At 72.7% G+C, this 24,898-nt stretch carries 29 protein-coding genes; 20 read left to right on the top strand and 9 right to left on the bottom strand.

Translation table 11 applies throughout. The features are described from left to right. Positions 1–18: 18 nt before the first annotated feature. Entirely contained in the window at positions 19–195 is a 177-nt protein-coding gene (locus ACIRPT_RS35890) for a hypothetical protein (protein WP_403507042.1), read from the bottom strand. A gap of 342 nt (positions 196–537) precedes the next feature. On the opposite strand from ACIRPT_RS35890, the gene ACIRPT_RS35885 reads away from it, so the two are divergent. The 4 genes from ACIRPT_RS35885 to ACIRPT_RS35870 all read left to right on the top strand — a co-directional run bounded on the left by ACIRPT_RS35885 (position 538) and on the right by ACIRPT_RS35870 (position 4,693). After that, on the top strand, positions 538–1,881 hold the full coding sequence (locus ACIRPT_RS35885; protein WP_403835139.1) for an NYN domain-containing protein: 1,344 nt from the start codon (positions 538–540) through the stop codon (positions 1,879–1,881). 61 nt (positions 1,882–1,942) lie between these two features. Next, positions 1,943–2,953, top strand: a complete 1,011-nt coding sequence (locus ACIRPT_RS35880) for an ABC transporter ATP-binding protein (protein WP_403835136.1) — start codon at positions 1,943–1,945, stop codon at positions 2,951–2,953. 91 nt (positions 2,954–3,044) lie between these two features. Then, on the top strand, positions 3,045–3,866 hold the full coding sequence (locus tag ACIRPT_RS35875; RefSeq protein WP_403835273.1) for an ABC transporter permease: 822 nt from the start codon (positions 3,045–3,047) through the stop codon (positions 3,864–3,866). A 68-nt stretch (positions 3,867–3,934) separates the two neighbouring features. Next, positions 3,935–4,693: an ABC transporter permease gene (locus ACIRPT_RS35870; protein WP_403835134.1), complete on the top strand. Its 759-nt coding sequence runs from the start codon at positions 3,935–3,937 to the stop codon at positions 4,691–4,693. A 360-nt stretch (positions 4,694–5,053) separates the two neighbouring features. Here ACIRPT_RS35870 and ybaK read toward each other — a convergent pair whose 3' ends face one another. From ybaK to ACIRPT_RS35855, 3 genes are all read right to left on the bottom strand, one after another. Further along, positions 5,054–5,548, bottom strand: coding sequence for a Cys-tRNA(Pro) deacylase (gene ybaK, locus ACIRPT_RS35865; RefSeq protein WP_403835271.1), 495 nt, complete (start codon positions 5,546–5,548; stop codon positions 5,054–5,056). A 31-nt stretch (positions 5,549–5,579) separates the two neighbouring features. Next, a complete protein-coding gene (locus ACIRPT_RS35860; RefSeq protein WP_403835132.1) occupies positions 5,580–6,326 on the bottom strand; it encodes an LON peptidase substrate-binding domain-containing protein in 747 nt (248 codons plus the stop codon). A 148-nt stretch (positions 6,327–6,474) separates the two neighbouring features. Next, entirely contained in the window at positions 6,475–8,076 is a 1,602-nt protein-coding gene (locus ACIRPT_RS35855) for an oxidoreductase (protein ID WP_403835129.1), read from the bottom strand. 225 nt (positions 8,077–8,301) lie between these two features. On the opposite strand from ACIRPT_RS35855, the gene hisD reads away from it, so the two are divergent. The 12 genes from hisD to ACIRPT_RS35795 all read left to right on the top strand — a co-directional run bounded on the left by hisD (position 8,302) and on the right by ACIRPT_RS35795 (position 16,329). Next, a complete protein-coding gene (gene hisD / locus ACIRPT_RS35850) occupies positions 8,302–9,627 on the top strand; it encodes a histidinol dehydrogenase (RefSeq protein ID WP_403507054.1) in 1,326 nt (441 codons plus the stop codon). 8 nt (positions 9,628–9,635) lie between these two features. Further along, positions 9,636–10,742 (top strand): histidinol-phosphate transaminase, encoded by a 1,107-nt coding sequence (locus tag ACIRPT_RS35845; protein WP_403835268.1) that lies wholly within the window; start codon positions 9,636–9,638, stop codon positions 10,740–10,742. Continuing rightward, positions 10,739–11,332 (top strand): imidazoleglycerol-phosphate dehydratase HisB, encoded by a 594-nt coding sequence (gene hisB, locus ACIRPT_RS35840; protein ID WP_403835125.1) that lies wholly within the window; start codon positions 10,739–10,741, stop codon positions 11,330–11,332. The genes ACIRPT_RS35845 and hisB overlap by 4 nt, the downstream gene beginning before the upstream one ends. 3 nt (positions 11,333–11,335) lie before the next feature. Continuing rightward, entirely contained in the window at positions 11,336–11,500 is a 165-nt protein-coding gene (locus ACIRPT_RS35835) for a hypothetical protein (protein ID WP_403507058.1), read from the top strand. Then, entirely contained in the window at positions 11,497–12,147 is a 651-nt protein-coding gene (gene hisH / locus ACIRPT_RS35830; protein ID WP_403835122.1) for an imidazole glycerol phosphate synthase subunit HisH, read from the top strand. The genes ACIRPT_RS35835 and hisH overlap by 4 nt, the downstream gene beginning before the upstream one ends. Beyond that, positions 12,147–12,884, top strand: coding sequence for a bifunctional 1-(5-phosphoribosyl)-5-((5-phosphoribosylamino)methylideneamino)imidazole-4-carboxamide isomerase/phosphoribosylanthranilate isomerase PriA (gene priA, locus ACIRPT_RS35825; protein ID WP_403507062.1), 738 nt, complete (start codon positions 12,147–12,149; stop codon positions 12,882–12,884). The genes hisH and priA overlap by 1 nt, the downstream gene beginning before the upstream one ends. Positions 12,885–12,924: 40 nt before the next feature. Further along, the gene (locus ACIRPT_RS35820) at positions 12,925–13,347 is read left to right on the top strand and encodes a RidA family protein (RefSeq protein WP_403835120.1); all 423 of its coding nucleotides are present in this window, start codon (positions 12,925–12,927) and stop codon (positions 13,345–13,347) included. A 6-nt stretch (positions 13,348–13,353) separates the two neighbouring features. Then, on the top strand, positions 13,354–14,109 hold the full coding sequence (gene hisF / locus ACIRPT_RS35815) for an imidazole glycerol phosphate synthase subunit HisF (RefSeq protein ID WP_403835118.1): 756 nt from the start codon (positions 13,354–13,356) through the stop codon (positions 14,107–14,109). Between the two features lie 99 nt (positions 14,110–14,208). Next, a complete protein-coding gene (locus tag ACIRPT_RS35810; protein ID WP_403835116.1) occupies positions 14,209–15,120 on the top strand; it encodes an NmrA/HSCARG family protein in 912 nt (303 codons plus the stop codon). A gap of 75 nt (positions 15,121–15,195) precedes the next feature. Continuing rightward, a complete protein-coding gene (locus ACIRPT_RS35805) occupies positions 15,196–15,465 on the top strand; it encodes a hypothetical protein (RefSeq protein WP_403835113.1) in 270 nt (89 codons plus the stop codon). After that, positions 15,458–15,742, top strand: coding sequence for an SH3-like domain-containing protein (locus tag ACIRPT_RS35800; protein WP_403835110.1), 285 nt, complete (start codon positions 15,458–15,460; stop codon positions 15,740–15,742). Before ACIRPT_RS35805 ends, ACIRPT_RS35800 begins: the two co-directional genes overlap by 8 nt. Further along, positions 15,739–16,329 carry a nitrile hydratase subunit alpha gene (locus ACIRPT_RS35795; RefSeq protein WP_403835107.1) on the top strand — a complete coding sequence of 197 codons (591 nt, stop codon included), beginning with the start codon at positions 15,739–15,741 and terminating at the stop codon, positions 16,327–16,329. The genes ACIRPT_RS35800 and ACIRPT_RS35795 overlap by 4 nt, the downstream gene beginning before the upstream one ends. A 1-nt stretch (position 16,330) precedes the next feature. Here ACIRPT_RS35795 and ACIRPT_RS35790 read toward each other — a convergent pair whose 3' ends face one another. Genes ACIRPT_RS35790 through ACIRPT_RS35780 form a run of 3 tightly spaced genes read right to left on the bottom strand, consistent with a single transcriptional unit; the run spans position 16,331 to position 19,819 of the window. Next, entirely contained in the window at positions 16,331–17,074 is a 744-nt protein-coding gene (locus ACIRPT_RS35790; protein ID WP_403835266.1) for a succinate dehydrogenase/fumarate reductase iron-sulfur subunit, read from the bottom strand. A 35-nt stretch (positions 17,075–17,109) separates the two neighbouring features. Continuing rightward, complete coding sequence (locus ACIRPT_RS35785; protein ID WP_403835104.1) at positions 17,110–19,059, bottom strand: fumarate reductase/succinate dehydrogenase flavoprotein subunit; 1,950 nt, start codon at positions 19,057–19,059, stop codon at positions 17,110–17,112. 1 nt (position 19,060) lies between these two features. After that, complete coding sequence (locus ACIRPT_RS35780) at positions 19,061–19,819, bottom strand: succinate dehydrogenase cytochrome b subunit (RefSeq protein ID WP_403835100.1); 759 nt, start codon at positions 19,817–19,819, stop codon at positions 19,061–19,063. A gap of 94 nt (positions 19,820–19,913) precedes the next feature. Here ACIRPT_RS35780 and ACIRPT_RS35775 point away from each other — a divergent pair, with 94 nt between their 5' ends. Beyond that, a complete protein-coding gene (locus ACIRPT_RS35775; RefSeq protein ID WP_403835097.1) occupies positions 19,914–20,813 on the top strand; it encodes a LysR family transcriptional regulator in 900 nt (299 codons plus the stop codon). 33 nt (positions 20,814–20,846) lie between these two features. Here the strand turns inward: ACIRPT_RS35775 and ACIRPT_RS35770 are convergent, their stop codons facing one another. Then, positions 20,847–21,482 carry a TIGR03085 family metal-binding protein gene (locus ACIRPT_RS35770; protein ID WP_403835094.1) on the bottom strand — a complete coding sequence of 212 codons (636 nt, stop codon included), beginning with the start codon at positions 21,480–21,482 and terminating at the stop codon, positions 20,847–20,849. A gap of 46 nt (positions 21,483–21,528) precedes the next feature. Beyond that, on the bottom strand, positions 21,529–21,675 hold the full coding sequence (locus ACIRPT_RS35765; RefSeq protein WP_403835092.1) for a hypothetical protein: 147 nt from the start codon (positions 21,673–21,675) through the stop codon (positions 21,529–21,531). 81 nt (positions 21,676–21,756) lie between these two features. Here ACIRPT_RS35765 and hisI point away from each other — a divergent pair, with 81 nt between their 5' ends. The 3 genes from hisI to ACIRPT_RS35750 all read left to right on the top strand — a co-directional run bounded on the left by hisI (position 21,757) and on the right by ACIRPT_RS35750 (position 24,884). Then, positions 21,757–22,128, top strand: a complete 372-nt coding sequence (hisI, locus tag ACIRPT_RS35760) for a phosphoribosyl-AMP cyclohydrolase (RefSeq protein ID WP_403835089.1) — start codon at positions 21,757–21,759, stop codon at positions 22,126–22,128. A 124-nt stretch (positions 22,129–22,252) separates the two neighbouring features. Continuing rightward, the gene (locus tag ACIRPT_RS35755) at positions 22,253–23,797 is read left to right on the top strand and encodes an anthranilate synthase component I (protein ID WP_403835087.1); all 1,545 of its coding nucleotides are present in this window, start codon (positions 22,253–22,255) and stop codon (positions 23,795–23,797) included. 427 nt (positions 23,798–24,224) lie between these two features. Beyond that, positions 24,225–24,884 (top strand): TIGR02234 family membrane protein, encoded by a 660-nt coding sequence (locus ACIRPT_RS35750; RefSeq protein WP_403835085.1) that lies wholly within the window; start codon positions 24,225–24,227, stop codon positions 24,882–24,884. The last annotated feature ends 14 nt before the right edge of the window (positions 24,885–24,898 follow it).

The raw sequence follows: 24,898 nt of genomic DNA, 5'->3' as shown, positions 1-24,898 counted from the left end.
ACTCATCGGCGATTCACATCAGTTGTGGCCGAACCGCCGCTGGTGCTTACGGGCAACATCAGCCGGGCTGCCCTGAGCGTGCTGCTGGGTCTGGGAGATGGCCTCGATGGCCGACTTCTCCGCCGCCTGCTGGCTGCGCTCCGCCGGGCTGCCCTTCTGCTGACTTCGTTCCTTCTTGGTCTTGTTCTTCGCCATGGCCGTGCCTCCTGAGGGGGGATCCTGGATCGGGGCCGGGACCAGACTTACATGTCGGATGAAAAGCCGCATTTCGGGCAATTACCGTGTGTGATGCGGGACGTGATGCGGGCATGATGCGGGGCGTCGGGCACGCCGCGAAGCGGCACCGACACCCCCCGCACGGCAGGGGCTCACGCCACATGCCCAACATCCCCGCCGAATCCGCCACGCCGATGATCCAGACGGGGCAGATAACCCCCGTACGGTCGGGCAGACTCGAGGGAAAGCCGAAGAGAACTCGTGCCACGGGCCGAGCCGGGGGGCGACCGGACTTCAGCACCTCAGGGAAGAGGGTGGAACGTGGATCGCTGCGTCGTCCTGGTGGACGCCGGATATTTGCTCGGCGCCGCCGCGAGTCTGCTCGCGGGAGAGCCCGCCCGTTCCCGGATCACCGTCGATCACGCCGCCCTCATCCAGGGCCTGCGCCAACGCGCCGAAGCCGATACGGAACGGCCGCTGCTGCGCATCTACTGGTTCGACGGCGCCCCCGACCGCGTCCCGCAGCCCGAGCACCGCAGGCTGCGCGTGATGCCCCGCGTCACCGTCCGCCTGGGCGCCCTGACCCGCAGCGACGGCCGCTGGGCCCAAAAGGGCGTGGACGCCGCCATGCACGCCGAGCTCACCGAACTCGCCCGCAACCGCGCCTGCTCCGACATCGTCCTGGTCACCGGCGACGGAGACCTCCTGCCCGGCCTGATGTCCGCCAAGGAACACGGCGTCGCCGTCCACCTGTGGGCCGTACAGGCCGCGGACGGCGACTACAACCAGTCCGAGGACCTGGTCGCCGAGGCCGACGAGCGGCGCGTGCTGGACCGGGCCTGGATCACCGGAGCCGTGCGCGCCAAGGAGCTCGGCGGCCCCTGCGCGCCGCCGCCCGCCCCGCGCCCGGAGATCGCCGCGATCCTCTCCGCCCCGCTGCCCGAATCCGCCGTCGCCGCGGCCGCCGCTGCCGCCGCCGGCCCCGACACCGCCGACCACCCCCACGAACGCAACGGCAGCAACGGCACCGCACGCCCCGCCCCCGACGCCGACCGGGACGAGGCGACCGCCGGCGCACCGGGCTCCGGCGCCTCCCGGGTCGTGCCCACCCCCAAGGACCTGGCCGGCCTGAGCCGCACCCACGCCACGGGCACCCCACCCGCCGGAAACGGCAACGGAAACGGCAACGGAAACGGCAGCAACACGAACGGCCACGGCAACGGCGCCCAGGTCCCCGCCCCCTCCGCCACCCTGCGCTGGTCCTCGGACAAGGGCTGGGCCGAGCGCGGCGGCCCCGTGGGCGAACCGTCCGAGACCGCCTCCCTGCCCACCCTGGCCCTGCTCACCAGCGCCGAACAGCGCTGGGCCGACCGCGAAGAGGACATCACCGCCGTCAGCGGCGACCCCTTCGAGGTCGGCCAGGTCTTCGCCCGCCGCTGGACCGAGCGGCTCTCCGAGACCGTCCACCTCCAGCAGCTCTCGACGGAATACCCGCGCATCCCGCACCGCATCGACGGCGAACTGCTGCGCTACGCCGCCCGGTTCGGCCTGCTGGCACACAAGGACGACCAGATCGACGAGCACGACCGCTATGCGATCCGGGCCGGGTTCTGGCGCGAGGTCGACGCCCGCACCGCCGCCGAACACGCACCGGCCGCCGACTGAGGGCGCGCCCCGAGTGCCCCGCGGCCCGGGGCCCCGCCCGGGCCGCGTACCCTCGTAGCTCGTGAGTACGGGCGCGAAACAGGCGGAGCACGGCGGCACGGCGTGCGTCGTACGGGACCTGGTCAAGACCTACCCCGCGGTGCGAGGGCGTCGCGGGGCGGACCGGGCGCCCGCCGTACGGGCCAGCGACGGCATCAGCCTGGACGTACGGCGCGGGGAGATCTTCGGGCTGCTCGGCCCCAACGGAGCCGGCAAGTCCACCCTGGTGCGCCAGCTGACCGGACTGCTGCGCCCGGACTCCGGCCGGATCTGCGTCCTCGGCCACGACCTGGTGCGCCACCCCGAGCGCGCCGCCCGGCTGCTGGCCTATCTCGGCCAGGAATCCACCGCCCTGGACGAGCTGACCGTCGCCCTCGCCGTGGAGACCACCGGGCGGCTGCGCGGACTGGACCTGCGCCGGGCGCGCGCCGAGCGCGACGACCTGATCGACGAGCTGGGCCTCGCCGACATCGCCGCCCGTCCCCTGAAGAAGCTCTCCGGCGGACAGCGCCGGCTGGCCTGCTTCGCGACCGTACTGATCGGCGAGCGGCCGCTGCTGGTGCTGGACGAGCCGACCACCGGCATGGACCCCCTCGCCCGCCGCGCCGTCTGGGCCGCGGTGGACCGCCGCCGCGCCGAGCGGGGCGCCACCGTCCTGCTGGTGACCCACAACGTCCTGGAGGCCGAGAGCGTGCTGGACCGGGTCGCGGTGATCGACCGGGGCCGGGTCATCGCCTGCGACACGCCCGGCGGCCTCAAGGAACGCGTGGCGGAGGAGGTGCGGCTGGAGCTGGTGTGGCGGGACCGGCCGCCGCTCGACGTCCCCGAAGTCGCCGCCCTGCGGCCCGCCGCCCAGATCTCCGGCCGCCGCTGGACCCTCCGGCTCCCCGCCGGCGAGGCCCGCGCCGCGGTCTCGGCCGTCACCACCGGCCCGGCCTTCGCCGCCCTCGACGACTTCACCTTCGCCACGCCGAGCCTGGAGGACGTCTATCTCTCCCTCGGCGGGCGCGCGGAGGGGCTGGTCAAGGCGTGACACGGCCGATGACGACGGGAGCGGCCACGCGGGCCGCAACGGGGATGACATACCGCGCAGACATCGACGAAGGCCGGGTGAGGGCGTGAGTGTGATTCCCGCGCAGGCGGCGACCGGGGCAGCCCCGGACACCGGGACGTGGCCCGAGGACGAGGCGCCCGCGCCGCTGGCGCCGCGCGCCCGGATGCTCCCCGCGCTCGGCGCCGTCTACCGCGCCCAGCTCTCCCGCGCCCGGGTCGCCCGGATCCCGCTGCTGTTCGTCGCGACCTTCCAGTCCGTCGGCATCATGATCATGATGCGCGGTGTGGTCGACGGCGGCACCGAGGCCGAGTCCGTGGTCGCCGGCTCCAGTGTGCTGGTCGTGGCCTTCGTGGCGCTGAACCTGCTGGCCCAGTACTTCGGACAGCTACGGGCCGGCGGCGGCCTCGACCACTACGCGACGCTGCCGGTGCCACCGGCCGCCGTGGTGCTGGGCGCGGCCGCCGCCTACGCCTCCTTCACCGTGCCCGGCGCCGTCGTCACCGCGCTCGCCGGCGGCGCCCTCTTCCAGCTGCCGATGGCCCATCTGTGGGTGCTGGCCGCCGTCATCCCGCTGTCCGGAGCGGCGCTCTCCGGGCTCGGCGCCGCCCTCGGACTGCTCGCCCCCCGTCAGGAAATCGCCACCCTCTGCGGCCAGTTGGGCATGTCGGCGGCGCTGCTGCTCGGCGTCCTGCCGCCCGGCGGGATGCCCCCGGTGATCGGCTGGGCCCGCGATCTGCTGCCCTCGACGTACGGGGTGGAGGCGCTGACCCGGAGCTATGCCGCCCACCCCGACTGGCCGGCCGTCGCCGTTGACCTGGGCATCTGCGCCGCCGTCGGCGTCCTTTCGCTGGGCGCCGCGACCTGGGCATATCGCCGCGCCGCCACCCGATGACCGCCGCCGCCGGGCCCCACGGGCGTCCCTCTTCCCGCCCCACCACGCCGACCTGGCACGATGACGGGGTGACCGCACCGCTGACGCCACGCGACAACCAACCGCCCGACGAGCCGCAGCACGACCGCCCGGGGAGCGACGAACCGGACAACGTCTGGGCCGCACCCGCCGCCCACCACGGGGCCACCGCCGTCGACGGCGGCCCCGGACTCGTCCGCGAACTGCGCGAGGCCGCGGTGATCGCGCTCCTTGTCGCCGCCTGCGGCCTGCTGCTCGGCGTCCTGTGGAACTGGCTCGCCCCGCACACCCCGCTGATCTCGGACACCAAGGCCGTCTACCTCAAGAACACCGAGGGCGAGGAGGCGATCGGCGCGGACGGCACCTTCGTGCTGCTGGCCCTCGGCTTCGGGCTGCTCACCGCGGCGGTGGTCTTCCTCTTCCGCCGGCGTGGCGGAATCCCGCTGGTGGTGGCGCTGACCGTCGGCGGCCTGCTCGGCGCCGTACTGGGCTGGCAGACCGGGATGTGGCTGGGCCCCGCCACCGATGTCGCCGTCCACGCCAGGCAGGTCGGGCCCGGCGTCACCTTCGACGGCCCGCTGCAGCTGGGCGCCAAGGGCGCGCTGCTGGCCTGGCCGATCGCGGCGATGCTGGCCCAGCTGGCGCTGAGCGGCCTGTTCGGCCCGCGCGACCCGGAGCCGGCACATCCGGACTGGTCCGGTCACTACGAGCGCGAGCCCGAGTCCGAGCAGGCGCCCGGTCAGCACGATCACGAGCGCGATCACGAGCGGGGGCCCGGCCGCCACGAGCAGGGGCCTTCGGGCTCCTAGGGGGCGGGGGAACGGATCCCCTAAGGGTCGCGAGGGCCCCCTGCGGGCCGACAACGCGGCGGGCCGGGGCGGTATTCCCGTGGGTCTGATCGGCCGTCCGACGGCCCGGTCGGCCCACCGGCCCACCGGCTGACCGACTGGCTGACCGGCCGGCTATGCGGGCCGCCGCCCGTGGTTGGCGCGGTGCTTGCGGATGCGCCACTTGCGCTTGCGGGTCCGTTTCGACATGGCGTGTCTCCTCCCCGGTCCGACCCGGTCCGACCGATCGGACTCCCCGGTCGTAGTAGCCGAGGAGGAGGCGGCCGTAAAGGCTTACGGACCGGGCGTACGGCTCTTATCGGCCATGCCGCCGGACGCGGCTCATCCGCGGGCGATCGGCGCGAGCAGCGCCCCGGTGAGCGCCACCAGGTCCGCGGGCGCCAGCTCGACCTCCAGGCCGCGCCGCCCCGCCGAGACACAGACCGTGGCCCGGCCCCCGGCCGACGCGTCCACGACCGTACGCAGCCGCTTGCGCTGCCCCAGCGGCGAGATCCCGCCCAGGACGTAGCCCGTACTGCGCTCGGCCGCGGCCGGATCCGCCATCGTGGCCCGCTTGCCGCCCACCGCGGCCGCCAGCGCCTTGAGGTCCAGCGAGCCGGACACCGGCACCACGGCCACCGTCAGCGTGCCGTCGACCTCCGCGAGCAGCGTCTTGAACACCTGCTCCGGCGCCACCCCGAGCGCCTCGGCGGCCTCCTCGCCGTACGAGGCGGCGGCCGGGTCGTGCTCGTAGGAGTGCGTCGTGAAGGCGACGCCGGCCTCGGTGAGGGCGATCGTTGCCGGGGTCCCGCCGGACTTCTTGGACTTCTTCGCCACCGTCTTCTTCGCCAACTCTTCGTGCCTCGCGTCAGTTCGGGCTGGTCGGCTGCCGTGTCAGATCCACCGCCGGCAGCGACGGGAGCTTACCGAGCAGCGCCGACTCCTGACGAAGGAGTTTCAGCTCCTGGCCCAGGCGGGCCGCGGTGTCCGGCGCCTCCAGCAGCCGCTGCTTGGCGGGCACGTCCAGCACGGCCGCCGCGGCGACCAGATACGACAGCACGGAAGGGTCGGCGGGCAGGTCCTGGCCGCTCGACAGGGTCCGCTCGTTCGCCCAGGCCAGCCGCTTCTGATAGGTGCGGAAGGCCCGTACGACGCCGGAGGCGAGCGCGCCCGCACCCTCGCCGGGGCCCTCGTCCAGCTCGTCCATCTCCGCCGTCAGATACGGCCCGGAGGCGTCCACCGACCGCAGCCGGAAGCGGGTGGTGCCGGTGGCCAGCACCTCGTAGCCGGTGTCGTCGTCGGACGACTTGGCGCGGATGGTGGCCGCGTCCGCGATGCAGCCCACCGCGTGGAACGCCTGCATCGGATCGTCACCGAAGCCCGCCGCGGGCCCCTCGGCCGCCGGCAGCGTGGCGTCCGGCATGCCCTGTGCGGTGGGCGCGACCTCGCGGCCGTCCCGGATGGCGATCACCGCGAAGCGGCGCTCGTCCTCGGGCCGGTCGGCCAGGTCGCGCATCATCGCTCGGTACCGCGCCTCGAAGACGTTCAGCGGGAGAACGAGTCCCGGGAACAGCACCGAGTTGAGCGGGAAGAGCGGCAGGCGCACGGAGGTCACAGCCGGTAAGCCTAGAGCCTGTGGCCGGCGGAGCCACCACCCCGGGGTCGCCCACCCCGGCGTACGGGATTGCCGCGGGCATCACCGCCCCGCTCCGCCGGGCGGAACCACCAGCGGCTCCTGCCCCGGCCCGCCCCGGCGTACGGGATCACTGCCGCCTCAGCAGCCGCGACGCGCCCGCCGCCACCGTCGTCGCCAGCACCCAGCCAGCCAGGATCAGCACCGCCGCCACCCACTGCGCCCCGCCGCCCGGCTTCCAGGCCGCGCCCTGATTGAGGTCGATCACCGGCAGCAGCAGGTCGAGGGCGTAGAGATACGGATTCCACGGCGGGGTCTCGCCCGCCTTGAGCGGGGGCGGCGGATTCTCGGAGAAATAGACCGTGCCGATCGCCCACAGGATCGCCATCCAGACCGCGGCCCGCCCCGGGCGGTAGCCGTACGCCACCGTCCAGTCCTGCAGCACCCCCCAGGTCTTCGCCGCCAGCGGCAGCGTCTCCCGGCGGCGCCGCTGCTTGGCCAGCTGCACCTCCCGGGCGTCCGCGTCCTCACCGCTGGCGCGCAGCGACGCCGCCAGCATCTCGTACGGCTCGGGCGCGTACTCGGGCGTCGCCGCGGCCACCCACTGCAGCCGCAGCGCCAGCGGGAAATGGCCGCGCGGTATCAGCGTCTCGTAGGCGAAGCCGGCCATCCACAGCCCGCCCAGGCCCGGCCAGCTCGCCGACTTGTCGACGAGGTTGACGACCCGTGCACCGGAGAGGATCACCCGGCCGCGCTGCGGGCGCTCGCACAGGAACCGCAGCTCGGGCGTCTGGATGCGGCGCAGCGACAGCTCCTGGTCGGACTCCATCAGGAACCGCGCGTGCTCGATGTCGACCGCGTCCCCGAACCGCCCGTCGTCCAGCCGCATCCCGCCCTCGCACTCGAAGCGCTGCATCCGCGTGCCGCGCGACGGGGTGTGGGCGATGCCGTACGGGGGAGTGGCGCCGCTGGAGAACGGGGAGTTCGCCAGGCCCGCGGCGGTCAGATGGAGGGTGCGCTCGACGGTCAGCTGGGGGGCGTTCAGCGCCCGGCGGCCGAAGGGGTTGCTCAGCCGGCTGCCGCGCAGGCTCAGCGAGACGCCGATGGTGGCGCCGCGCAGCGACAGCTCGCCGTACGACTCCAGCATCTCGGCCTGGAGGTCCTGGGCGACGGTCAGCCCGTCGGCCATGATCGAACGGCCCTGGCGGTCCTTGTGCGCCACCACCTGGTTGAGCATCAGGTCCGTGCCGATGTGCGCGTCCGTGAGCCGGATGCCGTTCTGCACCACGCAGCGCGGCAGATGCAGATCGCCCTCGGTCTGGAGCCGGGCGGCCTCCAGCCGGGGTATCGCGCAGTTGACCATCCGCAGCGTGGTGAACCGGCTCTCCGGCAGCACCACCTCGGCCTCGAAGCGGCAGTCCCGCAGCTCCACGAATGGCTTGATCGTGCCGCCCGCAAGGTCGAGAGTGTCCGTGATGTACGCACCGGTGAGCTTGAGCGCGGAGACCCGCCCCGGCTGCGCCACCGGCCCCTCCAGGAGCAGCAGCGCCACCACGCGGGCCCGCACCCGCCGCTCGGGGCCCCACAGATGCTGCCCGTGCGGATCGTCGCGGGCCGGATCACCGATGTGCAGATCGCAGGTGCTGCCATTGCGGAAGGCCTGCCACATGCTCCACTCCGCAGAGGTCAGCTGCAGGTCGGCGGGCGCGTCGCCCTCGCCGGGCTCGGTCACGTGTGTCCCCCTTTCTTTGCCCCCGTACATCCCGTGCTGCCGTACGTCTGTACGGATCCCATGCCCGCTGGGTGACCGGTTGAACACGCGCGGTGAGGATCAACTCCGGTCAACTTCAGGCGGCCGGTACCGGCCGGTCGCACGGCCGTCCGGCCCCTGCCTGGCTGTGTATCACTGAGTGATACGGACGGCCGGGGCCGAGATCGGGTCTGAGACACTGGGAGGGTGATCTCCCGAATCGATCTGCGCGGTGACGCCCTCCCCGAGGGCGGCGCCCTGCGCGACCTGCTGCCCCGTGCCGAGTTCGACGTGGAAGCCGCCCTGGAGAAGGTGCGGCCCATCTGCGAGGACGTACGCCATCGTGGCACCGCGGCGCTGATCGACTACGCGCGGCGGTTCGACGGCGTCGAGATCGAGCGGGTGCGGGTCCCCGCCGAGGCCCTCACCAAGGCCCTCGACGAGCTGGACCCGGCCGTCCGCGCCGCCCTGGAGGAGTCCATCCGGCGCGCCCGGATCGTCCACCGCGAGCAGCGCCGCACCGACCACACCACCAAGGTCGTCCCCGGCGGCACGGTCACCGAGCGCTGGGTCCCCGTCGAGCGCGTGGGCCTCTACGTCCCCGGCGGCCGCTCGGTCTACCCCTCGTCCGTCGTGATGAACGTCGTCCCCGCCCAGGAGGCCGGCGTCGAATCCCTGGCCGTCACCTCCCCGCCGCAGGCGGACTTCGGCGGCCTGCCGCACCCGACGATCCTGGCGACCTGCGCCCTGCTCGGCGTCGACGAGGTCTACGCCGCCGGCGGCGCCCAGGCCATCGCGATGTTCGCCTACGGCACCCAGGAGTGCCCGCCCGCCAACCTCGTCACCGGCCCCGGCAACATCTACGTCGCCGCCGCCAAGCGCCTGCTCAAGGGCCGCATCGGCATCGACTCCGAGGCCGGGCCCACCGAGATCGCGATCCTCGCGGACGACACCGCCGACCCGGTGCACCTCGCCGCCGACCTGATCAGCCAGGCCGAGCACGACCCGATGGCCGCCGCCGTCCTGGTCACCGACTCGCTCGAACTCGCCGAGAAGACCGAGAAGGAACTGGCCCCGCAGATCGCGGCCACCAAGCACGTCGAGGACCGGATCAACCCGGCGCTCTCCGGCCGGCAGTCCGCGATCGTCCTCGTTGACGGCATCGACGCGGGCCTGCGGGTCGTCGACGCCTACGGCGCAGAGCACCTCGAGATCCAGACCGCCGACGCCTCCGCCGTCGCCGCCCGGGTCCGCAACGCCGGCGCGGTCTTCGTCGGCCCCTACGCCCCCGTCTCCCTCGGCGACTACTGCGCCGGCTCCAACCACGTCCTGCCCACCGGCGGCTGCGCCTGCCACTCCTCCGGGCTGTCCGTGCAGTCCTTCCTGCGTGGCATCCACGTCGTGGACTACACCCGCGACGCGCTGGCCGAGGTCGCCCACCACGTGGTGACCCTCGCCGAGGCCGAGGACCTCCCGGCACACGGCGCGGCCATCAAGGCACGGTTCGACTGGAAGGTCCCGCAGAGCAAGTGAGCCAGCACGTGACCAGGATCGACGACCTCCCCATCCGGGACGAACTGCGCGGCAAGTCCCCCTACGGCGCCCCGCAGCTGGACGTCGCCGTACGCCTCAACACCAACGAGAACCCCTACCCGCTGCCCGAACCGCTGGTCCGGCGGATCGCCGAGCGGGTGGCCGAGGCCGCCCGGGAGCTCAACCGCTACCCCGACCGGGACGCGGTCGAGCTGCGCACCGAGCTCGCCCGCTACCTCACCCGGACCGCCCGCCACCAGGTCACCAAGGACCAGGTCTGGGCCGCCAACGGCTCCAACGAGGTCATCCAGCAGCTGCTGCAGACCTTCGGCGGCCCGGGGCGCACGGCCATCGGCTTCGAGCCCTCGTACTCCATGCACGCCCTGATCGCGCGCGGCACGGGCACCGACTGGATCTCCGGCCCGCGCCACGACGACTTCACCATCGACGTGGCGGCGGCGAAGGCGGCCATCGCCGAGCACCGCCCCGACGTCGTCTTCATCACCACCCCCAACAACCCCACCGGCAGCGCCGTCCCGGCCGAAGCCGTCCTCGCCCTGTACGACGCGGCCCAGGCGGCCAGGCCGTCGCTGGTCGTGGTCGACGAGGCGTACATCGAGTTCAGCCACGGCGACTCGCTGCTGCCGCTGCTCGAGGGACGGCCGCATCTGGTCATCTCGCGCACGATGTCGAAGGCGTTCGGCGCGGCCGGGCTGCGCCTGGGCTACCTCGCCGCCGACCCTGCGGTCGTCGACGCCGTCCAGCTCGTACGGCTGCCGTACCACCTCTCGGCCGTCACGCAGGCGACCGCGCTCGCCGCGCTGGAGCACACCGACACGCTGCTCAAGTACGTCGAACAGCTCAAGCAGGAACGCGACAGGCTGGTGAACGAACTGCGCGCGATCGGCTACGACGTGACGCCGTCCGACGCCAACTTCGTCCAGTTCGGCCGCTTCGACAACGCGCACCAGACATGGCAGAAGATCCTCGACCGGGGCGTCCTGGTCCGGGACAACGGCGTACCGGGATGGCTGCGGGTCACCGCCGGCACCCCGGCCGAAAACGACGCGTTTCTCGACGCGGTCCGTGAACTGAAGAAGGAGCAGAGCGCATGAACCGCGTCGGACGCGTGGAGCGCACGACCAAGGAGACCACCGTCCTCGTCGAGATCGACCTCGACGGCACCGGACAGGTCGATGTCTCGACCGGGGTCGGCTTCTACGACCACATGCTCGACCAGCTCGGCCGCCACGGCCTGTTCGACCTCAAGGTCAAGACCGACGGCGATCTGCACATCGACACCCACCACACCATCGAGGACACCGCCCTCGCGCTGGGCGCCGCCTTCAAGCAGGCCCTCGGCGACAAGGTCGGCATCTACCGCTTCGGCAACTGCACCGTCCCGCTGGACGAGTCGCTCGCCCAGGTCACCGTCGACCTCTCCGGCCGCCCGTACCTGATCCACACCGAGCCGGAAAACATCGCGCCGATGATCGGCAGCTACGACACGACGATGACCCGGCACATCTTCGAGTCGTTCGTCGCCCAGGCCCAGATCGCGCTGCACATCCACGTGCCCTACGGCCGCAACGCCCACCACATCGTGGAGTGCCAGTTCAAGGCGCTGGCCCGCGCGCTGCGCTACGCCAGCGAGCGCGACCCCCGCGCGGCCGGCATCCTCCCCTCCACCAAGGGAGCCCTGTAGCCCGTGAACGGTCTGTCGACAGTCTTCATCCTCATCGGGCTCTTCCTGCTGGGCGGCGTCTACTCCTTCTGGAAGCAGCAGCTGCCCAAGAGCATCATCACCGTGCTCGCCATCGGCTCCGCGATGTGCCTGGCCGCGGGCGTGCTCCGGCTGGAGGTGTGGAATTGACCGCCGCCGCCTCCCGTAAAAAGGTCGTCGTCTTCGACTACGGCTTCGGGAACATCCGCTCCGCCGAGCGCGCCCTGGCCCACGTCGGCGCGGACGTCGAGATCACCCGTGACTACGACACCGCCATGAACGCCGACGGCCTCCTCGTCCCCGGCGTCGGCGCCTTCGCCTCCTGTATGCAGGGGCTCGTGGACGCCCGCGGTGACTGGATCGTCGGCCGCCGGCTGTCCGGCGGCCGCCCCGTCATGGGCATCTGCGTCGGCATGCAGATCCTCTTCGGCCGCGGCATCGAGCACGGCGTCGAGACCGAGGGCCTGGACCAATGGCCCGGCACGGTCGGCCCGCTCAAGGCCGATGTCGTCCCGCACATGGGCTGGAACACCGTCGACGCCCCCGAGGGCTCGCGGCTCTTCGCGGGCCTGCCCGCCGACGCGCGTTACTACTTCGTGCACTCCTACGCGGTGCACGACTGGGAGCTGGAGACCGGCAACCCCCACATCGCCGCGCCGCAGGTCACCTGGGCCACGCACGGCGAGCGGTTCGTGGCCGCCGTCGAGAACGGCCCGCTGTGGGCCACACAGTTCCACCCCGAGAAGTCCGGCGACGCCGGCGCCCAGCTCCTGACCAATTGGATCGAGACCCTGTGATGTCCACCTCCGCCCAGCAGCAGCTCGAACTCCTCCCCGCCGTCGACGTCCGCGACGGCCAGGCCGTACGCCTCGTGCACGGCGAGTCCGGCTCCGAGACCTCCTACGGCGACCCGCTCGAGGCGGCCCTCGCCTGGCAGCGGGCCGGCGCCGAATGGCTGCACCTCGTCGACCTCGACGCCGCCTTCGGCACCGGCGACAACCGCGCGCAGATCGCCGAGGTCGCCCGCTCCATGGACATCAAGGTCGAGCTGTCCGGCGGCATCCGCGACGACGACTCCCTCGCCGCGGCCCTGGCCACCGGCTGCACCCGCGTCAACATCGGCACCGCGGCCCTGGAGAACCCCGACTGGGTCGCCAAGATCATCGCCGAGCACGGCGACCAGATCGCCGTCGGCCTCGACGTACGCGGCACGACGCTGCGCGGCCGCGGCTGGACCCGCGACGGCGGCGACCTCTACGAGACGCTGGCCCGCCTCGACTCCGAGGGCTGCGCCCGCTACGTCGTCACCGACATCAACAAGGACGGCACCCTCCAGGGTCCCAACCTCGAACTGCTGAAGAACGTCTGCCAGGCCACCGACCGCCCCGTCGTCGCCTCCGGCGGCGTCTCCTCCCTCGACGACCTGCGGGCCCTGGCCGGTCTCGTCCCGCTGGGTGTGGAGGGCGCGATCGTCGGCAAGGCGCTCTACGCCAAGGCGTTCACCCTCGAAGAGGCACTGGCGACGGTGTCATAAGGGCGCAACCCGCGTGATGACGTAACCGAAAGGCGGCGTGATGAGCATCGAGCGCGTACAGACCGGGAGTCCCTGGGAGACGGCCATCGGCTTCGCCCGCGCCGTGGCGGCCGGCGACCGCGTCCTGGTCGCCGGCACGATGCCGCTGACCGACGGCGTACTGCAGGGTGAGGGCGACCCGTACGAGCAGACCAGGGCCGCCTTCACCAACGCGCTGGCGGCCCTGAAGCCCTTCGGGCTCGATGCCTCCGCCGTCCTGCGCACCCGGATGTATCTGACCCATCTGCGCGATGTGGACGCGGCCGCCCGCGCCCACAAGGAGATCTTCGACGCCACCCCGCCCGCCACGACCCTGGTCGTGGTCTCCGGCTTCGTCGACTCCCGCGTCCTGGTCGAAGTAGAACTAGAAGCGTTCCGAGAACTGCCCGCGGTCTCGGAACAGACACCTTTCCGAGAGGCCTGAGCACCCATGACCCTGGCGGTCCGAGTCATCCCTTGCCTGGACGTCGACAACGGCCGGGTCGTCAAGGGCGTCAACTTCCAGAACCTGCGCGACGCCGGCGACCCCGTGGAGATGGCCAAGATCTACGGTGAGGAGGGCGCCGACGAGCTGACCTTCCTCGACATCACCGCCTCCTCCGGCAACCGCGAGACCACCTACGACGTGGTCCGCCGCACCGCCGAACAGGTCTTCATCCCCCTCACGGTCGGCGGCGGCGTCCGCACCACCGAGGACGTCGACAAACTGCTGCGGGCCGGCGCCGACAAGGTCGGCGTCAACACCGCCGCGATCGCCCGTCCCGACCTGATCCGCGAGATCGCCGAACGCTTCGGCAGCCAGGTCCTGGTCCTCTCGGTGGACGCCCGCCGCACGGCCTCGGGCTCCTTCGAGGTCACCACGCACGGCGGCCGGCGCTCCGCCGGCATCGACGCCGTCGAATGGGCCCACCGCGCCGCCGAGCTCGGCGCCGGTGAGATCCTCCTCAACTCCATGGACGCCGACGGCACCAAGGACGGCTACGACGTCGAGATGATCGAGGCCGTCCGCAAGCACGTCACCGTCCCGGTCATCGCCTCCGGCGGCGCGGGCAAGCTGGACCACTTCGCCCCGGCGGTGGCCGCGGGGGCCGATGCCGTACTGGCCGCGTCCGTCTTCCACTTCGGGGACCTGCGCATCGGCCAGGTCAAAGACGCGCTGCGGGGGGCGGGGCACCCGGTGCGGTAGCCCGGTGCGGGCCCGCACTCTTGTTAAGTGGAGGCACTCTCCGTATATTCGGAGGGTGCCTCCGCATCGTGTCCGGAGGCCCGTCGAAGGGGGAGAGTCATGCGTACGGAGCATGCCGGGCCTGCGGTGCGTGCGCCGCGCGCGGACCGGACCGTCCTGGTCACCGGCTCGACCGGACGGCAGGGCGGGGCGACCGCCGCGCGCCTGCTGGCGGACGGCTGGCGGGTACGGGTGCTCGTGCGGAAGGGGCGCGAGGGCGCGGTCGACGGCCTGGTGCGCACCGGCGCCGAAGCGGTGACCGGAGACCTGGACGACCCGGCGTCGCTGGCCGCGGCGGTCGACGGCGCGTACGGCGTCTTCGGGGTGACCCCGGACGACAAGGACCCCGAACGGGAGGTGCGGCGCGGCGGCAACCTGGCAACCGCCGCCGCCCACGCGGGCGTCCGGCACTTCGTGTTCGCCTCGGTCGGCGGGGCCGAGCGGCCGAACGGTATCGGCTACTGGGCGGCCAAACGAGCCGTGGAGGAACGGATCGCCGCGCTCGGGCTGCCGGCGACCGTGCTGCGGCCGGTGCGGTTCATGGAGAACCACACCGTCCCCGGCCTGCCCTTCGGCGGTATCACCGAGGACGGCGAGCTGGTGCACCTCTTCCCGCCGGACGTCCCCGTCCAGCTCGTCGCCACCCGCGACATCGGCGTCTTCGCCGCGCTGGCCCTCGCCCACCCCGAGGAGTACCTGGGCCGCGCCCTGGAGCTGGCCGGCGATGAGCTGACGTCCCGTCAAGCAGCCGCCGTGATAAGCGAGTTCACCGGGCGCCCGATCACCTACCGGCACCTTCCGGCGGAGCGCGCCGGCCTGCCGGCCCGGGCCGCCCGCGCCTTCGCCGACCCGGCCGGAATCTGGCACGCCGACATCCCCGCCCTGCGCGCCCGCCACCCGGAACTGACCGACTTCCGCACCTGGCTGGCGACCGGCGGCGCGGCGGCGGTCACGGCCCTGCTGCGGAACTGACCGCATGCGCCGCCGCGACCGGCCGCGGGGCGCGCCCTGTACCGCCGCGGCGCTCGCTGCCCGTACGCTCCGCCCATGAGCCGTGTCAATGATGTGGGCGGGCAGACCGGATTCGGCGCACTGCGGATCGAGGCGGACGAACCGCCGTTCCACGCCGACTGGGAGGCGCGGGTCTTCGCCTTGAACTCCGTGCTGGTGCGCAACGGTGTCTACCGCCTCGACGAGTTCCGGGACGCGGTCGAGCGGATGGACCCCGGGCAGTACCTGGCGACCCCGTACTACGAGCGGTGGCTGATCGCGATCGAGACGCTGCTCGCGGAGCGGAAGGTGCTCGCGGATGGGTGACTTCCGGGTGGGGGAGCGGGTCCGGGTGCGGGCCGGTGACCCCGCGGGGCACACCCGCGTGCCGCGGTATGTCCGCGGGCACGTGGGGCGGATCGTCGAGTCGCAAGGCCGCTGGGCGCTCGCCGACGAGGTGGCCATGGGCGTCGCCGAGCCGCGGGTCGAGCCGGTCTACACCGTGGCCTTCGCGGCGCGTGACCTGTGGGGCGAGGGAGACCACGAGGTCACGGTCGACCTCTGGGAGTCGTACATCGAGCGGGCACGGAGGGACGGGGCATGAGCGAGGGACACCCGAGCACGCCGGTGGCGGCACGGGTCAGGCGGCTGGAGGAGCGGCTCATCGAGGCCCGCGTGGTCGAGGAAGCCCAGCTGGACGCGGCGCTCGCCACGATGCTCGAAGGGGCGTCACCGCTCAACGGCGCGCGGATCGTGGCCCGGGCGTGGGTCGACGAGGGCTTCCGGCGACGGCTGCTGGCCGATGCCAACGCCGCGCTTCCCGAGATCGGGCTCTCGATGGCGGGCGGCATCCAGGAGCAACGGCTCAAGGTCGTCGAGAACACCGAGACCGCCCACCACGTCATCGTGTGCACGCTGTGCTCCTGCTATCCGATCGGGCTGCTGGGGCCCTCGCCGTCCTGGTACAAGAGCGAGGCCTACCGCTCGCGGGTGGTGCGGGAACCGCGCGCGGTGCTGGCCGAGTTCGGGCTGGAACTCCCCGAGGACACCGCGATCACGGTGTGGGACTCGAGCGCGGAGAGCCGCTACCTGGTCCTGCCGCGGCGGCCCGAGGGCACCCGGGAGATGAACGAGCACGAGCTGGCCGCGCTCGTCACCCGGGAGGGGCTCATCGGGACCGCCGCGGTGTGACTCAGCGCACCTTGCGCGCCGCCCGGACGAACTCGCGGTTCATCTTGGTGATGCTGAACAGCGGAATGCCCTTGGGGCAGGCCGTGGCGCACTCGCCGGCGAGCGTGCAGCCGCCGAAGCCTTCGTCGTCCATCTGCCCGACCATGTCCACCACCCGGGACTCGCGTTCCGGCGAGCCCTGCGGCAGCACATTGAGGTGGTTGACCTTCGCCGAGGTGAACAGCATCGCCGAACCGTTGGGGCAGGCCGCCACGCAGGCACCGCAGCCGATGCACTCGGCGTGCTCGAAGGCGGCGTCGGCGGCCGGCTTCGGCACGGCGGTGGCGTGCGCCTCGGGGGCCGCGCCGGTGGGGGCGGTGATGTAGCCGCCGGACTGGATGATCCGGTCGAAGGCGCTGCGGTCGACCACCAGGTCCTTGACGACCGGGAACGCCGAGGCCCGCCAGGGCTCGATGTCGATGATGTCGCCGTCGGAGAACGACCGCATGTGCAGCTGGCAGGTCGTGGTCCGCTCCGGGCCGTGCGCATCGCCGTTGATGACGAGGCTGCACGCGCCGCAGATGCCCTCGCGGCAGTCGTGGTCGAAGGCGACCGGGTCCTCGCCGCCAAGGATCAGCGACTCGTTGAGGGTGTCGAGCATCTCGAGGAAGGACATGTCCGGGGAGATGCCGTCCACCTTGTACGTGGACATGGCGCCCGGGGCATCGGCGTTCTTCTGACGCCAGACGCGCAGGGTGAGGGACATCGTGGGTATGGGGGTCGCCCCCCGGGAGACGGTGGTCATGCGTAGCTCCGCTGGGTGGGGTGGACGTACTCGAAGACGAGGTCTTCCTTGTGGAGGGTGGGAGCGTCGCCGGTGGCGGTGAACTCCCAGGCGGCCGCGTACGAGAACTCCTCGTCGCGGCGGGCGGCCTCGCCGTCCGGGGTCTGGGACTCCGCGCGGAAGTGGCCGCCGCAGGACTCCGCCCGGTGCAGCGCGTCGAGGCACATCAGCTCCGCGAGCTCCAGGTAGTCCACGACGCGGTTGGCCTTCTCCAGCGACTGGTTGAACTCCTCGCCGGTGCCCGGGACCTTGATCCGCCGCCAGAACTCCTCGCGGATCCCAGGGATCCGCTCGAGGGCCTTGCGCAGGCCCTCGTCGGTACGGGCCATCCCGCAGTACTCCCACATGAGTTCGCCGATCTCGCGGTGGAAGGAGTCGGGCGTACGGTCCCCGTCCACGGCCAGCAGCCGGGCGAGCCGCTCCTCGGTCTCCCGCACGGCCGCCACCGCCTCCGGATGCGAGCCGTCGACGCCGTCCTTGTGCGGATGACGGGCGAGGTAGTCGTTGATGGTCGAGGGCAGTACGAAGTAGCCGTCGGCCAGGCCCTGCATCAGGGCGGAGGCGCCGAGGCGGTTGGCGCCGTGGTCGGAGAAGTTGGCCTCCCCGATCGCGAACAGGCCGGGGACGGTGGTCTGGAGGTCGTAGTCGACCCACAGACCGCCCATCGTGTAATGCACGGCCGGATAGATCCGCATCGGGACCTCGTACGGGTCCTCGTCGGTGATCCGCGCGTACATGTCGAAGAGGTTGCCGTACTTCGCCTCGACGGCCTTACGGCCCATCCGCGCGATGGCGTCCGCGAAGTCGAGGTAGACGCCCTGGCCGCCGGGGCCGACCCCGCGCCCCTCGTCGCACACGTTCTTCGCCGCCCGGGACGCGATGTCGCGCGGCACCAGGTTGCCGAAGGCGGGGTAGATGCGCTCCAGGTAGTAGTCGCGCTCGTCCTCGGGAATGTCCTTCGGGGACCGCGCGTCGCCCTTGGCCTTCGGCACCCAGATGCGGCCGTCGTTGCGCAGCGACTCGCTCATCAGCGTCAGCTTGGACTGGTGGTCGCCGGTGCGCGGGATGCAGGTCGGGTGGATCTGGGTGAAGCAGGGGTTGGCGAAGTACGCACCGCGCCGGTGCGCCCGCCAGACGGCGGTCGCGTTGGAGTTCATGGCGTTGGTGGAGAGGTAGAAGACGTTGCCGTAGCCGCCGGAGGCCAGCACCACCGCGTCGGCGAAGTAGGTGTCGATCTTCCCGGTGATCAGGTCGCGGGCGACGATCCCGCGGGCCCGCCCGTCCACCACGATCAGGTCCAGCATCTCGGTACGCGGATGCATCTCGACATTGCCGGCGGCTATTTGCCGCGACAGCGCCTGGTAGGCGCCGAGCAGCAGCTGCTGGCCCGTCTGGCCGCGGGCATAGAACGTACGGGAGACCTGGACGCCGCCGAACGAACGGGTGTCGAGCAGCCCGCCGTACTCGCGGGCGAACGGCACACCCTGCGCCACGCACTGGTCGATGATCTCCACCGAGACCTGCGCCAGCCGGTGCACATTCGACTCGCGCGCCCGGAAGTCGCCGCCCTTGACGGTGTCGTAGAACAGCCGGTGGACGGAATCCCCGTCGTTGCGGTAGTTCTTCGCGGCGTTGATGCCGCCCTGCGCGGCGATGGAGTGGGCCCGGCGCGGCGAGTCCTGGTAGCAGAACTGCACGACGCGGTAGCCCTGTTCGGCGAGCGTGGCGCCCGCCGCGCCGCCCGCCAGGCCGGTGCCGACGACGATCACGGTCTGCTTGCGCCGGTTGGCCGGGTTGACCAGCTTCGCCTCGAAGCGGCGGGTGTCCCAGCGCTCGGCGATCGGGCCCTGGGGAGCCTTGGCGTCGACGACCGGAGTGCCGGTCGCGTAGTGGGTGTATGCGGTCACGTCAGCTCACCAATCCGGTCATGACGGCGACGGGCACGGAGATGAAGCCCGCCGTCAGCAGCAGCGCGAGGACATTGGCGGTGGTCTTCAGCACCCGGTCGCGGGCGGCGCTGCCGGCGCCGAGGGTCTGCGCGGCGCTCCAGAAGCCGTGCCGGATGTGCAGGCCCAGCGCGAGCATCGCGACGATGTAGATGACGTCGCCGTACCAGGTGGAGAAGGTCGCGACGACGTTCGCGTACGGGTGGCCGGCCGCGGCGTGCGGGTTCACCGTCAGCGTCGTCAGGTCCAGGATGTGCCAGACGATGAACAGGCCGAGGATGATGCCGCCCCAGCGCATGGTGCGGGTGGCGTAGCTCGCCCGGCGCCGCCGAGAGAGGTGCGGCGCGAAGCGCCTCCATCCGGAGTGGCGGTCGGGCGACGGGCGGGCGTACTTCACCGGGCGGGCGGCGATGTCCCGGCGGCTGAGCTGGAAGGCGGCCACCGCATGGGTGACGACGGCGGCGACCAGCACCACCCGCGCGATCCACAAGAACCACTCGTGGTGCAGGAACGGCTCGCCGATGGTGCGCAGCCAGGCGGCGTACGCGTCGAAGTCCCCGGCCCCGAAGAAGATCTTGAGGTTGCCCAGCATGTGGACGACCAGATACAGCAGCATCACGATGCCGCTGACGGCCATTGCCGTCTTCTTGCCGACGGTCGAGCCCCACAGGAGGCCGGCGAAGGACGGCCGTCGATCCGTCCGAGTGTCCAGTGCTGCCATGAGGCCGACGGTAAGGACGCATCCACCCATCAGTCCAAGACATGCTCCGGCTCATCTCGATAGGCCAGGCCTATCGCTGCCTTATATTCCCCTTATGCAGCTGCAGCAGCTCCGCTACTTCACGGCCGTCGCGGACACCCGCCACTTCACCCGCGCCGCCGAGCGCGAACACGTCGCCCAGCCCTCGCTCTCCCAGCAGATCCGGTCCCTGGAGCGGGAGTTGGGCGCCGATCTCTTCCACCGCGCCCGCGGCCACATCACCCTCACCGACGCCGGCGAGACCCTGCTGCCGCTGGCCCGCCGCATCCTCGCCGACACCGAGACCGCCCGCCGCGAGGTCCAGGAGGTCGCCCAGCTCCGCCGCGGCCGGCTCCGCCTCGGCGCCCCGCCCAGCCTCTGCGCCAGCCTCGTCCCGGACGTCCTCAGCGCCTTCCACGCCACCTACCCGGGCGTCGACCTGATCGTCACCGAGGACGGTTCCCAGGACCTCGTCCGCGCCCTGGCCGACGGCGCACTGGACCTCGCCCTGATCATCACCCCGCTGCCGGTCCAGGCCCCGGCGCTGACCACCGCCGACCTGCTGCGGGAGGAGCTGGTCGTGGTCTCCGCCCCCGACCGCCCCGCCCCGGTGGCCGGCCGGCGCACCCGCATCCGCGTCGAAGACCTCCGCGGCCGCCCCCTCGCGATGTTCCGCCGCGGCTACGACCTGCGGGAATTCACCACCGCGGCCTGCCGGGCGGCCGGCTTCGAGCCCACCTTCACCGTCGAGGGCGGCGAGATGGACGCGGTCCTCGGGTTCGTCCGGGCGGGGCTGGGCATCGCCGTCGTACCGAGCATGGTCGCCGAACGCTCCGGGCTGCGCGTCACCCGCTTCGCCACCCCCGGCATGCACCGCGTCGTCTCGGTGGCCCACCGCGGCGATGTCTCCCCGCCCCGTGCCGCCCGCGAACTGGAGCGGATCCTGATGGAGCACCTGGACCTGGGGATGTCCTGAGGGCCCTGGCGGGCGCCTGCCCCGGACCCGTCCCTACACCCCCAGCTGCTTCGCCGTCCGCAGCCGGTCGACCGCCTCCTTGTCGCCCTCCATCTCGACACGGGCCGCCGCCTGCCGGCCGAACACGAACATCGTCAGCTCACCCGGCTCCCCGGTGACCGTCACCACCGGGGCGCCCCGGTGCGCCACCGCCGTCTGCCCGTCCGGCCGCCGCAGCACCAGCCCCACCGGCGCCTTGCGCCCCAGCACCCGCGCCATCTTCTCCACCCGCGACCACAGCGCATCGGAGAAGACCGGGTCCAGCTCCCGGGGGCTCCAGTCCGGCTGCGCCCGCCGCACATCCTCGGCGTGGACGAAGAACTCCACGGTGTTCGACGCCTCGTCGATCGGCTTCAGCGCGAACGGCGACATCCGCGGCGGACCGCTGCGGATCAGCTGGATCAGTTCCTCGTACGGCTTGGCCGCGAACTCCGCCTGCACCCGCTCCAGCCGCGCGGCCAGCGGCTTGAGGAGGATCCCGCCCGCCGCGTCCGCGCGCCGCTCGCGCACCACCACATGCGCGGCCAGATCCCGCGCCGTCCAGTTCTCGCACAGCGTCGGAGCCTCCGGTCCCGCGCTCTCCAACAGATCGGCGAGAAGGAGCCGTTCACGCTTCGCATGGGTCGACATACGGCCACCCTACGACCGCGGTCCCCGCGCTGCCACGGCGCCGCACTCAGCGCCCCGGCAACAGCACCACCAGCACCACCGCGACGGCCACCGCCGCCACGAACACCGCGACCAGTACCCGCACCGCGACCCTCGCCGCCCGGTCCGGATCCGGCGGCGGGGGCGGAGGCGGCGGCTGGGGCGGCGGATGCATAGGAGCAGAATGCCGTACCCGCCGCAGGGCCCCGCCGCACGGCGGCCGAGGCCCATCGGGGCGGCAGGCACAATAGGCACCATGAGCAGCCGCGTCACCGCCTCCGCCTCCGCGCTGGACCCCGCCATCGCCGCCCGCCTCAAGCGCGCCGCCGACGGCCTGGTCCCCGCCATCGCCCAGCAGTACGACACCGGCGAGGTGCTGATGCTCGGCTGGATGGACGACGAGGCCCTGCACCGCACGCTCACCACCGGGCGCGGCACGTACTGGTCGCGCAGCCGCCAGGAGTACTGGGTCAAGGGCGACACGTCCGGGCACTTCCAGCACGTCAAGTCCGTGGCCCTGGACTGCGACGCCGACACGATCCTGGTGAAGGTCGACCAGGTCGGCGCGGCCTGCCACACCGGCGACCGCACCTGCTTCGACGCGGACGTCCTGCTCACCCGCGACTGACCTGGCGACTGACCCGGCGAAAGGCCCGGCCAGGGGTCCGGCACCAGGGGCGGCCGGGCCATCCGTGGATCATCAGGCGGACGTGCCCCGCGTGCCGCACCGAGCCCTACTAGGATCCGACGCCATGACCACGGGAACCACCGGCACCGCGACTCCGGGCCTCGAGAACTTCCGCACCCTCGCGAAGGACCGCCGGGTCATCCCGGTCACCCGGCGCCTCCTCGCGGACGGCGACACCCCGGTCGGCCTCTACCGCAAACTCGCGGCCGAACGCCCCGGCACCTTCCTCCTCGAATCCGCGGAGAACGGCCGCACATGGTCGCGGTACTCCTTCATCGGCGTCCGCAGCGCCGCGACGCTCACCACCCGTGACGGCCAGGCCCACTGGCTGGGCACCCCGCCCGTGGGCGTGCCCACCGACGGCGACCCGCTGGCCGTGCTGCGGGCCACCGTCGAGGCGCTGCACACCCCGCACGACCTGGTCGAGGGCGCGGGCCTGCCGCCGTTCACCGGCGGCATGGTCGGCTACCTCGGCTACGACGTCGTGCGCCGCCTGGAGAAGATCGGCGACAGCACCGAGGACGAGCTGAAGCTGCCCGAGCTGACCATGCTGCTCACCTCCGACCTCGCGGTCCTCGACCACTGGAACGGCACGGTCCTGCTGATCGCCAACGCGATCAACCACAACGACCTCGAGACCGGCGTGGACGAGGCGTACGCGGACGCGGTGGCCCGCCTGGACGCCATGGCCGACGACCTGGCCCGGCCCGCGCCCGCCGGCGCCGCCGCGCTGCCGCCGTCCGAGGTGCCGCCGTACACCGCCAAGTGGGGCGGCCCCGCCTTCCAGGACGCCGTCGAGGACATCAAGGAGCGCATCCGGGCCGGCGAGGCCTTCCAGGTGGTGCCCTCGCAGCGCTTCGAAACCCCTTGCGCGGCAAGCGCGTTGGACGTCTACCGGGTGCTGCGGGCCACCAACCCCAGCCCGTACATGTACCTCTTCCGCTTCGAGGGGGGAGAGGGCCCCGGCGGCGTCCCCTTCGATGTCGTGGGGTCCAGCCCCGAGGCGCTGGTGAAGGTCGAGGGGGGCCGGGCGATGGTGCACCCGATCGCCGGGACCCGGCCGCGCGGCGCCACGGTCCAGGAGGACCAGGCCCTGGCCGACGAGCTGATGGCCGACCCCAAGGAGCGCGCCGAGCATCTGATGCTGGTCGACCTGGGCCGCAACGACCTGGGCCGGGTCTGCGAGCCCGGCAGCGTCGAGGTCGTCGACTTCATGTCCGTCGAGCGCTACAGCCACGTCATGCACATCGTCTCGACGGTGACGGGGACGGTCGCCAAGGGCCGTACCGCCTTCGACGTCCTGACGGCCTGCTTCCCGGCCGGGACCCTCTCCGGCGCGCCCAAGCCGCGCGCCATGCAGATCATCGAGGAGCTGGAGCCGACCCGCCGCGGCCTGTACGGCGGCTGCGTCGGCTACCTCGACTTCGCCGGGGACTCCGACACCGCCATCGCGATCCGTACGGCACTGCTGCGGGACGGCACCGCCTACGTCCAGGCCGGCGCCGGAATCGTCGCCGACTCCGACCCGGTCGCCGAGGACACCGAGTGCCGGAACAAGGCGGCGGCGGTGCTGCGGGCCGTGCACACGGCGAATCACCTGGCGAAGTAGCCCGCCGTGGGGCGGTAGGCCGGGCGGGACCGTCAACGGCTCCTGCCCTGGTCCGCCTCGCCGCGGGGTGCCGCGGGTGCATGACGAGGCGGCGGCGGTGCTGCGGGCCGTGCACATTGCGAATCACCTGGCCGAGTAGCCCGCCGTGGGGCGGTAGGCCGGGCGGGACCGTCAACGGCTCCTGCCCCGGTCCGCCCTGCCGCGGGGTGCCGTGCGGGGTGCCCCGCGTGCCGGGTGCCGCGGGTGCCCGACGAGGCGGCGGCGGTGCTGCGGGCCGTGCGCACGGCGAATCGTTTGGCCGGAGGCCGCGGGGCGGTTCACGGGCGGGACCGTCAACGGCTCCTGCCCCGGTCCGCCCCGCCGCGGGGTGCCGTGCGGGGTGCCCCGCGTGCCGGGCGCCGCGGGGCCGTGCGCGATAGTGGTACGCGTGAGTGCCGTACCCCAGCCCCGAACCGATGCCGCGACCGCGCCCGCGAGCGCGCCGGCGGCCGCGCCCCGCAGCGCCAAGCGAAGCCTCGCCCTCGCGCTGCCGGCCGGCGCGGCCGGCGCCGGGCTGACGCTGTTCGCCGCCGGCCGGACCTGGGCGACCGGCACCGCGGTCCTGGCCCAGGGCGAGCTGCCCCGCAGCGTGACCGGCAACGATGTGACCGGCGTGCCCGGCGCGCTCGCGGTCGTCGGCCTCGCCGCGCTGGTCGCCGTCTTCGCGGTCCGCCGGGCCGGCCGGATCGCTATCGCCGCGCTGCTCACGCTCAGCGGCCTGGGCATCGCCGTCGCCTCCGCGCTCGGCAACTCCGACACCTCGGCGCTGCGCGACAAGGCCTCCACCGCGGTCGGTCTGGCCGGCACCGATGTGCATCACGTCACGCACACACCCTGGCCGTGGGTGACCGCGGCCGGCGGTCTGCTGCTGCTCTCCGCGGGACTGCTCGCCCTCCTCCGCGGCCGCCACTGGCCCGCAATGTCGGGGCGGTACGAGCGCACACCGGACGGTGCCCGCGGTCCCCGGCGCGCGCCCGCGCCCCCGGATCTGGACCGTCCGGAGGAGATCTGGAAGTCCCTGGACCGCGGCGAGGACCCCACCCGGTAACGGTGCTTGCCCCG

Origin of the sequence: Streptomyces sp. NPDC101227 (assembly GCF_044767545.1) — a bacterium.
GTDB lineage: Bacteria > Actinomycetota > Actinomycetes > Streptomycetales > Streptomycetaceae > Streptomyces.
The sequence above is the reverse complement of the archived record's forward strand: the minus strand, read 5'-3'. Positions and strand labels throughout refer to the sequence as shown.